The 11,387-nt window shown below is 60.7% G+C and carries 9 protein-coding genes; 1 reads left to right on the top strand and 8 read right to left on the bottom strand.

All coding sequences use genetic code 11. From position 1 onward, the window contains the following. The 5 genes from D0544_RS16565 to guaB form a co-directional block, all read right to left on the bottom strand. Nucleotides 1-615 (bottom strand): paraquat-inducible protein A, encoded by a 615-nt coding sequence (locus D0544_RS16565; RefSeq protein ID WP_207905913.1) that lies wholly within the window; start codon nucleotides 613-615, stop codon nucleotides 1-3. After that, nucleotides 608-1,288, bottom strand: a complete 681-nt coding sequence (locus tag D0544_RS16560) for a paraquat-inducible protein A (RefSeq protein WP_125018131.1) — start codon at nucleotides 1,286-1,288, stop codon at nucleotides 608-610. Before D0544_RS16560 ends, D0544_RS16565 begins: the two co-directional genes overlap by 8 nt. A gap of 187 nt (nucleotides 1,289-1,475) precedes the next feature. Next, nucleotides 1,476-3,176 (bottom strand): FAD-binding oxidoreductase, encoded by a 1,701-nt coding sequence (locus D0544_RS16555; RefSeq protein WP_125018129.1) that lies wholly within the window; start codon nucleotides 3,174-3,176, stop codon nucleotides 1,476-1,478. 180 nt (nucleotides 3,177-3,356) lie between these two features. Continuing rightward, complete coding sequence (gene guaA, locus D0544_RS16550) at nucleotides 3,357-4,934, bottom strand: glutamine-hydrolyzing GMP synthase (RefSeq protein ID WP_125018127.1); 1,578 nt, start codon at nucleotides 4,932-4,934, stop codon at nucleotides 3,357-3,359. A 73-nt stretch (nucleotides 4,935-5,007) separates the two neighbouring features. Next, nucleotides 5,008-6,477 (bottom strand): IMP dehydrogenase, encoded by a 1,470-nt coding sequence (guaB, locus tag D0544_RS16545; RefSeq protein ID WP_125018124.1) that lies wholly within the window; start codon nucleotides 6,475-6,477, stop codon nucleotides 5,008-5,010. Between the two features lie 170 nt (nucleotides 6,478-6,647). Between guaB and xseA the strand changes: the two genes are divergently transcribed. After that, nucleotides 6,648-7,994, top strand: coding sequence for an exodeoxyribonuclease VII large subunit (gene xseA / locus D0544_RS16540; protein WP_125018122.1), 1,347 nt, complete (start codon nucleotides 6,648-6,650; stop codon nucleotides 7,992-7,994). 2 nt (nucleotides 7,995-7,996) lie between these two features. Here xseA and der read toward each other — a convergent pair whose 3' ends face one another. From der to D0544_RS16525, 3 genes are all read right to left on the bottom strand, one after another. Next, complete coding sequence (gene der, locus D0544_RS16535) at nucleotides 7,997-9,409, bottom strand: ribosome biogenesis GTPase Der (RefSeq protein ID WP_125018120.1); 1,413 nt, start codon at nucleotides 9,407-9,409, stop codon at nucleotides 7,997-7,999. A gap of 130 nt (nucleotides 9,410-9,539) precedes the next feature. Then, a complete protein-coding gene (bamB, locus tag D0544_RS16530) occupies nucleotides 9,540-10,694 on the bottom strand; it encodes an outer membrane protein assembly factor BamB (protein ID WP_125018118.1) in 1,155 nt (384 codons plus the stop codon). Further along, nucleotides 10,695-11,366 carry a YfgM family protein gene (locus D0544_RS16525; protein ID WP_125018116.1) on the bottom strand — a complete coding sequence of 224 codons (672 nt, stop codon included), beginning with the start codon at nucleotides 11,364-11,366 and terminating at the stop codon, nucleotides 10,695-10,697. Between the last annotated feature and the right edge of the window lie 21 nt (nucleotides 11,367-11,387).

Below are 11,387 nucleotides of genomic sequence, written 5' to 3'. Positions count from 1 at the left end.
TCACTCTTCCGCTGTCTCTTCCCGATCCCACAACAGACGGGGATCAAAGCTATCGGCCGCCACCATAGTGACCAGCACCACTCCGGCGAAGGCAATCGCTGCAATCCCCGGCCGTATGCTGATGACCCCTCCCAGGCTCACCAGCGCCACCAAAATTGACACTACAAACACATCGACCATCGACCACTTGCCAACAAACTCCGTGATCCGGTACATCACACTCCGGCTTCGGGCACCGAACTCATCCTGGCGGTGGGCGCACCAACAAAGGTAATAAAGCGAGATAAGTTTACCAACCGGTACCATCACACTGGCGATAAAGATCACCGCCGCGATGGGGATAGACCCCAGGTCGATGAGTAATATAACCCCCCCGAGAATGGTGCTGGGCAAGGCGTTACCAAACTGCTCGGTGATCATAATAGGGAAAATGTTGGCGGGTATGTACAGCAGGGTCGCGGTGATCAGCAGCGCAAGGGTACGCTGGGTGCTTTCGGGCTTACGGGGGTGCAGCCCCGCACCACAACGAGGGCAGTGATGACTCTCGACCGGGGCCAGTTTATAGCAAACGTGGCAACAGGAGAGGTGTTGCGAAATTGCACGGTTTCTAGCCACGGGCCTGATCCCTCATCAGCCGCTCGACCAGCAGCCAAAACTGTAGCCGGTCCAGGCTCGCCATCGCCATCGTAAAACAGATGGCAAAGCCGGCATAGGCGAAAAAGGAGATCCCCAGTACCACGGTCGCCATGGCGGCGATCTTCACCAGGCTGACAATCACGCCGATCAAAAAAACGTCGACCATACACCAATGCTGCAGGGCAAACACAATACGCCCAACCGGGATCATCCAGGGTGCCCGCCTCTGGGTCACCAAGGGCGTGCACAAGAGCAGTAGAAGCAGCAGCACCAATAAGGGGACCGCGATAATAAAACTACCCACCAGAAAGGCGAGATCCGCCATGCCGTAGTCATAGAGGGCGATGACGGTACCCGGTAGCGTGGTCACGCTTTCGAGGCCAGCAGACTTGAAGGAGAGGAAGGGGTAGGCACAGGCCATGGCCAGAAGGATCACCGCCGCCACCGAAAAGGCGACCACCCGACTGACCCCGTCATCGCGGTATTCGGTCAGGAGGTCCCCACACACAGGACACTTGGCTCGTTCACCGTGGGCCAGGCCAGAGATATCGATGAGGGTATCGCAGGAGAGACAAGCGATATGGGTCTCGGCTATATCGGCGTGAGCACCGCTATCCCCCATCCCTGCGAACGCTGTTTCAATTTTATCCATCGATCCCTCCGAGGCTAAATGGATAATAACAAAAAAAGCGTAGATTCCTGTAACTAAATAGGGTTGACGCCCGAGGCACTCCCCTGCAAGGCACAAGATGAATGGGCGTCATAAGCGCCCATACCCCGAAGGCAGCATCCACCCTGAACCCTTCCCCCACAACGCTTCGCTTCCGGTGCAGGCCTCCCTAAGGGCTTTGGGGGCTTTTTAAACCGCTAAAGACTCCGCGAATCCCCACCTCCTTGCCCACAGGGTCGATCAGTACACCGGGGTTGAGCAGACCGTCCGGGTCAAGGCACTGCTTGGTCGCCGCCAGGGCCTGCCGGTAAAGCGGGGAGGTCTGCTGCTCGTAACCGAAGCGGTGATCCCGACCCACTGCATGGTGGTGAGTGGCGGTGGCGCCGTGGTCCGCGAGCAATTGCAGGGACAGCTGCTTGATGCTCTTCCATTTGTCGATGGCGTTGTGCAGGTTGCCCTCGGTGTCCCCCACCATGTAGAAGGTGAAATAGGGAGCGGGGCCATCCGGATAAACATGGGTGAAACGGCAGGAGAAAGAGAAGGGGTGCCCACTGATCTTGGCTATCGCCCCCTCCATCTCCCGCTTGATGGTCCTATAGAACTCGGGGAAGCGGTCCCAGGTGACCGCCGTTTCGAAGGTGTCCGCAACGATGCCAAAGGCGGTGACACGGTTACGCCAGTAAGGCATACGAATAAAGGCGTTGCGCCAGGACTCCGCTTCGCTCGCGCGCTGATCCCCGTGCCCCCCGTTATACTGGACCTCACCCTTAAGCTCACCGCCCTGCTCGCGGGCAATCTCGAGGGCTCGCTCCATCCAGTGACTGACCTCATGGTCGGCCGACTCAAACCCCAGCACCAGCACGGCGCAGGGCCGGTTTGCTACCCGGTTAACCATCACCTCCTGCTCGTCCAGCAAGCGGCAGTTGGAGGGGAAAAGGCCTGACTGGGCGATCAGCCGCACCGCCTCGGCACCCTGCAGAAAACTCTGGAAGATAACTGAAGCGGTGGCGCGCCACTGCGGACGTTGCTGCAATCGAAGGGTTGCTTCGGTAATGATGCCGAGCGTTCCCTCAGAACCACAGATCAGGCGGTCCGCCGAAGGGCCGGCCCCCGAGCCTGGGAGGTCACGGGTTTCGATCAGGCCGCTGGGGGTCAGGGTACGGGTGGCCTCCACCATATCTTCGATATGGGTGTAGACCGTAGCGAAATGGCCGCCGGCCCGGGTCGCCACCATGCCGCCCAGGGTGACAAAGGGAAAACTTTGGGGGTAGTGGCGCAGGGTTAATCCGTGCGGTTTGAGGGCCGCTTCCATATCGGGGCCACGGATACCCGCCTGTATTCGTGCGCGCCGGCTGACGGGGTCCACCGACAGCACGCGGTTAAAATTCTCCATATCCACCACCAGGGTGGCGTTATAGTGATCGCCCACATCGGCCTCCACCCCTCCGCACACGCTGGTCCCCCCGCCAAAGGGGATGACAGCCACCCCCTGTTCTGCCGCATAGCGGTAGATCGCCGCTATATCCTCCTCGGTGCGGGGGAACGCGACGCCGTCCGGCGCATTCGGCACTTCACGCAGGTACATGCGCGCCATATCCGGGTAGGATTTTCCGTAGCTGTGGAGCAGGCGGTCGTATGGGGTGGTCGAGACCATCTCCGCCAGTGCGTCGGGCAACTCACCCAGCCGGGATTCAGGCAACTCAAACTCATCCACCTGGGGCGGTGACAACTCGACTGCGCCCTGGGGGAGCAGCAGCCGCACCATGTTTTCTATGAGATGGTTTTCTTCATCGCTGAGGTGCTCATCGGCGTTCCCCCACCCCCAGAACAGGGCCGGCTTGCGGTGTGACTTGCTCTCGCTCTTGCTCATTATTGTTATCCTCCAAGTGCAGTGCCTGAGTGTTAGCCTCCATAATAAGGGGCTCTGCGGCAGGCGTATTGACAAAAAGCGAATGCAAAGCGGTTTACTTTCCTCAAGGCACAAAAAAACCGGTGCGAGTCACTCGCACCGGTTCTGATCATCCAGAGGTAGAAATGAGCGCCCGGGCGATCACTCCCACTCGATGGTGGCAGGGGGCTTGCTGGACACGTCGTAGGCGACCCTTGAGATACCGGAGATCTCGTTGATGATGCGGTTGGATACCCGCTCCAGCAGCTCGTAGGGCAGGTGCGCCCAGCGGGCGGTCATGAAGTCGATCGTCTCCACCGCACGCAGCGACACCACGTACTCGTAGCGGCGACCATCGCCCACCACACCGACCGACTTGACCGGCAGGAATACCACGAAAGCCTGGCTCACCTTGTGGTACCAGTCGGCCCTGTGCAGCTCCTCGATAAAGATCGCATCGGCGCTTCGCAGCAGGTCGGCGTACTCCTTTTTCACCTCACCGAGAATGCGCACACCGAGGCCTGGGCCCGGGAAGGGATGACGGTAGACCATATCGTAGGGCAGGCCCAACTCCAGGCCCAGCTTGCGGACCTCATCCTTGAACAGTTCCCGCAGCGGCTCCACCAGTTCCATTTTCATATCTTCCGGAAGGCCACCCACATTGTGGTGAGACTTTATCACATGAGCTTTTCCGGTCTTGGCACCCGCTGACTCGATGACGTCAGGGTAGATGGTTCCCTGCGCTAGGAAGTGAACATCTTTCAGCTTTACAGCTTCCTCATCGAACACCTCGATAAAGGTATTACCGATCACCTTACGCTTCTGCTCCGGATCGTTGATCCCCTTCAGCTTGCCAAGGAACAGCTCCTCGGCATCGGCGCGGATCACTTTGACCCCCATGTTCTCGGCAAACATCGCCATCACCTGGTCGCCTTCGTGCAGACGAAGCAGGCCGTTATCAACAAAGACGCAGGTGAGCTGGTCACCGATTGCTTTGTGCAGAAGTGCTGCGACCACAGAGGAGTCCACCCCTCCGGAGAGACCCAGCAACACCTTATTGGTACCCACCTGCTGACGCACTCGCTCAATGGCGTCCTCAACGATATTGGCAGAGGTCCAGAGCGCCTCACAGCCGGCAATTTCACAGATAAAACGCTTGAGGATACGGGCGCCCTGCTTGGTGTGGGTCACCTCAGGGTGGAACTGCACCCCGTAAAAATGACGACGCTCATCGGCCATACCGGCGATGGGGCAGCTTTCAGTCGAGGCCATCACCTCGAAGCCTTCGGGCAGCTGTGACACCTTGTCACCATGACTCATCCAGACATCCAGTGACAACACGCCCGCATCGCTGACATGATCCTCGATCCCCTTCAAGAGGCTGGGCGTACCCTCGATATCCACCTTGGCGTAGCCAAACTCGCGCAGGTTAGAGGTCTGTACCTTGCCGCCCAATTGCTCGGCCATGGTCTGCATGCCGTAGCAGATGCCCAGTACCGGAACGCCCAGCTCAAACACCACCTCAGGGCAGCGTGGGGTGTCGCTGCCGGTGACCGACTCCGGGCCTCCGGCCAGGATAACCGCACGGGGGTTAAAGCTGCGGATCTCGTCGGCGTCCATATCGAAGGCGTGCAGTTCACAGTAAACACCGATCTCCCGCACCCGGCGCGCAATCAGCTGGGTGTACTGGGAACCAAAATCGAGGATAAGAATTCGTTGAGCGTGAATATCGAGTGACATCGTTGATCTCTTAACGGTAAAACCAAATAAAAGGGGCGGAGACAGGCTCCGCCCGGCGGTTTGCAACCCAGGCTTAGCCGACGCGGTAGTTCGGGGCTTCCTTGGTGATGGTTACGTCATGAACATGACTCTCATTCATACCGGCTGAGGTCACCCGCACAAACTCCGGAATGGTACGCATCTGCTCGATATTGGCGCAGCCGGTGTAGCCCATGGCTGCCCGCAAGCCGCCCATCATCTGGTGGACAATGGCAGCCATTGGCCCCTTGTAGGGCACCCGACCTTCGATACCTTCGGGAACCAGCTTCTCGACCCCCTCCTTGGCATCCTGGAAGTAGCGGTCACTGGAGCCCGCGCTCTGGGACATGGCTCCCATGGAACCCATGCCTCGATAGGACTTGTAGCTACGCCCCTGGTAGAGCTCCACCTCGCCCGGCGCCTCTTCGGTGCCGGCCAGCATGCTACCCATCATCACTACACTGGCACCGGCGGCAACCGCCTTGGCGATATCCCCGGAGAAACGAATGCCACCATCGGCGATCACCGGAATGCCACGCTCGCGCATCACAGCCGCCACATTGGCTACCGCGCTGATCTGGGGCACACCGATACCGGTGACGATGCGGGTGGTGCAGATCGAGCCGGGACCGATACCCACCTTGACGGCGTCAGCGCCGGCATCGGCCAGGGCTTCCGCAGCGGCAGCGGTAGCGATGTTACCGCCGATCACCTGTACCTGGGGGAAGTGGCTCTTGACCCAGCGCACCCGCTCAATCACGCCCCGTGAGTGACCGTGGGCGGTATCCACCACGATCACATCCACTCCCGCCTCCACCAGCGCCTTGACGCGATCACCGGTTTCGGCGCCGGTACCCACCGCAGCGGCGACCCTCAGGCGACCCTGGTCGTCCTTGCAGGCGTTGGGGTACTCCTGCGCCTTCTGGATATCCTTGACGGTCATCATGCCGGTGAGCTGGAACTTGTCGTTCACTACCAGCACCTTCTCGATGCGGTGTTTATGCAGCAGGGCACGCACGGTCTCCTGGTCGGCGCCCTCCATCACCGTGACCAGTTTCTCCTTGGGGGTCATGATGCTGGCCACGGTTTTGCGCATATCCTCGACAAAGCGGACGTCACGACTGGTGACGATCCCCACCAACTGTCCGCGCTCCATCACCGGCACACCAGAGAAGTTGTGCAGGCGGGTCAGTTCGATCAACTCGCGCACCGTAGCGCTGGACTCGATGGTCACAGGATCCTTGACCACGCCACTCTCGTACTTCTTGACGGCACGCACCTCGCGGGCCTGCTCCTCAATGGTCATGTTCTTGTGGATAACCCCGATCCCTCCCTCCTGGGCCATCGCAATCGCCAGGCGGGCTTCGGTCACGGTATCCATCGCCGAAGAGAGAACCGGGATATTGAGAGTGATTTCGCGGGTCAGATTGGACCGCAGTGAGACCTCTTTGGGGAGAACCTCGGAGTAACCGGGTAACAACAGGACATCATCAAAAGTCAGCGCTTCTTGAGCAATACGTAGCATAGCGAGTACCGAAACCGTGGTGGGAGGGTGGGCGAAATAAAATTTTCCCATTATAGCGGCTGCCGACACCCCCCACAATATAGGTATTTCTACGCAGGGGCAGGCCAGTCCGGTTCTGTCCACCCCATCGCCGCATAGGAAAGTAGCTGAGGCTCGGGTAAGATGCGCGGATGCATACGACCCCATCCAGCCCCCCTGCCCGCCTCAGCGTCAGCGATCTCAACCGCAACGTCCGCCGCCTGCTGGAGGTCAGCTTCGGCTCCGTGTGGGTCGAGGGTGAGATCTCCAACCTTGCACGCCCCAGTTCGGGCCACTGGTACTTCACCCTCAAGGACAGCCAGGCCCAGATCCGCTGCGCCATGTTCCGCAATCGCAACCAGGCGGTCCGATTCCTGCCCCAGGAGGGGATGCAACTGGCGATCCGGGGCAAGGTCAGCCTCTATGAGGGGCGCGGCGACTTCCAGCTGATCGCCGACCATATGGAGCAGGCCGGCGCCGGCGCGCTGCAGCAAGCGTTCGAAGCCCTTAAGCGCAAGCTCGCCAGCGAAGGGCTGTTCGACCCGCAATTCAAGCAAGCGCTGCCCGAACTCCCCGGCCATATCGCGGTCATCACCTCCCCCACCGGTGCCGCCATCCGCGACATACTCAGCGTACTGGGGCGCCGATTCCCCGCCATTCGGGTCAGCGTTCTGCCGGTGGCGGTACAGGGCAGCGAGGCCGCGCCACAGATCGTGCGCGCCCTGCAACTGGCCCGGCAACTTCCCGTCGACCTGATTATCCTCGGCCGCGGTGGCGGCTCCCTGGAGGATCTGTGGCCCTTCAACGAAGAGACGGTGGCGCGGGCGATCTTCGACTGTCCGCTCCCGGTGGTCAGCGCCGTAGGCCACGAAACCGATTTCACCATCAGCGACCTGGTGGCCGACCAGCGGGCGGCCACCCCCTCGGCAGCGGCGGAGCTGATCAGCCCGGACAGGGCCGAGCTGCTGGCACAACTTTCGGGCTACCAGCAACTGCTGAACGACGCCATGCGCCGCACCCTTGCCCACCACCAGCGGGAGCTGACCCTCACCGCCAAGCGGTTGCGCCATCCGGGGCAAAAACTGCAGGAGCAGAGCCAGCGGCTCGACGAGCTGGAGCTCCGATTAAGGCGGGCGGTGGCACGGGGAATCGATGGTTGCGAGCAGCAGTACCGCTATCTGCAACGGCGTCTGCAGCAACAACAGCCCGGCGCCCGCATCGAGGGGCACCAGCAATACTGCCTGAGTCTCTATAAGGGACTGCAGCGGGCCTTCACGCACCAGCTGCGCCAGCGCCAGACCGCCCTGGCCAGCGCCGTGGGCCAACTGGAGACCCTCTCCCCGCTGGCTACTTTAGCGCGGGGATACTCCATCACCCTGAGCGAGGACGGGCAGCAAGTGATCCGCCGCAGTGACGAGCTGGCGGTGGGGCAACGCATCCAGAGCCGACTCGGGGCCGGCTCGGTTATCAGCGAGGTACTGGAGACCCGAAAGCCCTAAGCCTACTTTTTCTTGCGCTTCTTATCCGCCTTCTTGATGTGTTCCATCAGGCGCTTCTTCTTGCTGATCTGGCGCTGGGTCAGTTTGTTCTTGCGCCCCTCGAAGGGGTTATCGCCGGTGCGGAACTCAAAGCGCATGGGGGTGCCCACCAGTTTCAATACACGCCTGAAGGTGTTTTCCAGGTAGCGCTTGTAGGCGTTGGGAACCTCCTCGGTCTGGTTACCGTGGATGACGATGATCGGCGGGTTGCTGCCCCCCATGTGGGCATAGCGCAGCTTGATGCGGCGCCCGCGCACCAGCGGGGGCTGGTGGTCGGAGACCGCATCCTCCAGCAACTGGGTGAGGCGACTGGCACTCCAGCGCTGGGTGGCGCACTCGTAGGCCTCTTCGATCGACTCGTAAAGGTGCCCGACGCCGGTGCCGTGAAGCGCGGAGATAAAGTGGATGCGGGCGAAGTCCGCAAACACCAGGCGTCGCTCGAGGGTCTCCTTGATCTCCCGCTTTTCATCCTGGCTCATGCCGTCCCACTTGTTGAAGGCGATCACCAGCGCTCGACCGGTCTCGATGATGAAGCCCAGCAGGTGCATATCCTGGTCCACCAGCCCCTCACGGGCATCGAGCACCAGCACCACCACGTTGGCATCCTGGATCGCCTGCAGGGTCTTGATGACCGAAAACTTCTCAACCGACTCGTTGATGCGACCGCGCTTGCGCACCCCGGCGGTATCGATCAGGGTGTAGGGCTTGTCATGGCGGGTATAGGGGATATAGATACTATCGCGGGTGGTGCCGGCGTGGTCATAAACCACCACCCGCTCCTCCCCCAGCAGCCGGTTGACCAGGGTGGATTTGCCCACATTGGGGCGTCCCACGATACCGATCTTGATGCCACCATCGACCGCCTCCTCGCTGGCCTCCTCCGCCAGCGGAAAGCCGGCCAGCACCTCGTCGACCATCTGCTTTACCCCACGCCCGTGGGCGGCGGCAATCATGTACAGGTGCTCCATCCCCAGCGCGTAGAAATCACTGGCCGCACTGTCGGCATCGACCGAGTCGATCTTGTTCACCACCAGGTAACTCTTCTTCTGCCGGGTACGCAGGTGCTGGGCGATCATCTCCTCTGAGGCGGTACGACCGTCGCGACCATCCACCATAAAGAGCACCACATCGGCCTCTTCGATCGCCAGCAGGGACTGCTCGGCCATCACCGTGTCGATACCGGTTTCATCGCCGCTGATACCACCGGTATCGATGACAATAAAGGGACGCTCCCCCATTCGGCCTTCGCCATATTTGCGGTCACGGGTGAGTCCCGCGAAGTCTGCCACCAGGGCATCACGGGTACGCGTCAGGCGGTTGAAGAGGGTTGATTTTCCCACATTGGGACGCCCCACAAGGGCGATAACCGGTACCATAAATCTTTCCTGTTTGATGCGTGTCACCCAGTGTACACGCCCCTGCGCCTCAGGGCGCAAACGATTCTATATAGCACAAACGGCCACCCGCACAGGCGGGCAGCCGTTTAGTATCCTAAAGCGACAGGCCCTACTGGACCTTGATCGCTACCAGCTTGCCGCTGTTTCCATAGGCGTACAGGGTGCCCCCCAGGGCTACCATGCGTCCACGAATGCCCTCACTGTCGATGCGGGTGCGGGCCACAAAGCTGCCATCGATCTGCGACAGAAAGTGAACATAGCCGTCGTAATCGGCCACTGCCACATAGCTGCTCACCACCACCGGTGTTCCCAGCTGGCGATGCTCCAGCTCTTTTTGCTGCCATACAATGGCATTGCTGTTCTTGTCCAGTGCCGACAGGAAGCCCTGCTCATCGGCCATGTAGAGATAGCCAAAGCCCATGGCCAGGCTCTCATAACTGGAGGCTTTTCGCTGCCATACCAGATTGCCTCGCACCGCATCCAGCGCAATCACATTACCCTGGTAGCTGACGACGTACACGGTGCCATTTTCCACCAGGGGTGCGGCATCCACATCAATCATCCGCTCCAGCTCGGTACGGCCCTCCGCCTCGGCTACTGCCTGCTCCCAACGCAACACCCCATTTCGGGTGGAGAGCGACTTGATTGAACCATTACCAAAGCCGACGTAGACCCGATCATCCTCAATAACAGGATCTCCGGTCCCGCGCAGGGAGAGGACCGGCTGGGCACTCTCAAAGATCCAGCGACGTTCACCGCTCAGGTTATCCAGCCCCGCCAGCTTCTCGTCGATGGTACGGATCACCACCACATCGCCATTGCTGTCGGCCACCGACAGCACCTCACTGGTTACCCGCGTGCGCCACCGCTCTGAACCATCCTCGGCGTTGAGGGCCACCACTTCGCCCCCTTCGGTCCCCAATACAACAATACCAAAGCCGGCGTACACACCACTGCTGACCGGTAGATCGAGCTCCACCCGCCACAGGCGCTTGCCGCTTTGCTGGTCAAAGGCAGCCACTACTCCACGGGCATCGGCCACAAAGAGTTCATCAAGATAGAGGGCCGGTTGCAAACGGACGTATTTGTCATCGGCGCCATTGCCCACACTGGCACTCCACAGAGTGGTCAGCTCGGCACTGGCATCAAAGCTCACCAACGGCTTGGCTTCGACCTCTTCCTCTTCACCCTTGGAGCTGCAACCAGCAAGGATAAGGGCCGACAACAGTGCGCAGACCCCCTTTCGCAACGGCAACCAGTTCACTTAGGCACCTTCCTGCGCAACGGCAAGATCATCCAGCTTCAGCTGCACCAGCGGCAGGTTCTGCCCGTTGGCACGCGCCGCATCCAGCGCCTTCTGGTAGGCAGCACGAGCCGCCTCCGGCTGTTCAAGGGCCAGGTAGAGATCACCTTTTACCGCTTCGTAGGAGGCGGTAAAGCCAGCGGCCTCGACACCGTCGATCAGGGCCAGGGCCTGGCGGGCGGTTTCCGCACTGCCTTCAAAGGTGGCGCGGGCCAGGCGCAGGCGTACAATCGCCTCCAGGTTGGCGTCCAGGTTCTGCTCCAGAGCCCACAGCAGCTCGCTACGCGCGGCGGCCAGATCCCCCTTTTCCACCGCCTGGCGCGCCTGCAGCAGGGCCGCCATTGCCGCATAACCGGTGCCGGCATGCTCCTGCTTGAGGCTGCTGACCAGATGCGACAGGGTACTCTGCTGCTGCTCACTCAATGGCTGCTGGCTATTCACCATCAACGCAGCCAACTCCTGGTACAGCGCCGAGGCGGCGGCCGCACTCTGCTGCTGGCTACGATCCCAGGCCTGATAACCAAACACACCCGCCAGGGCGATGGCCAGCCCCAGCAAAATGGCGGTTCCATTGGCTTTCCACCAGTTCTTGATCGCCGCAATCTGCTCTTCTTCGGTACGGTAAATATCCACTCTCGGCTCCTGTTACTCGGC

The organism is Aestuariirhabdus litorea (assembly GCF_003864255.1).
Classification (GTDB): domain Bacteria; phylum Pseudomonadota; class Gammaproteobacteria; order Pseudomonadales; family Aestuariirhabdaceae; genus Aestuariirhabdus; species Aestuariirhabdus litorea.
Note: the sequence above shows the minus strand (reverse complement) of the source record. Positions and strands in the feature narration are given on the sequence as shown.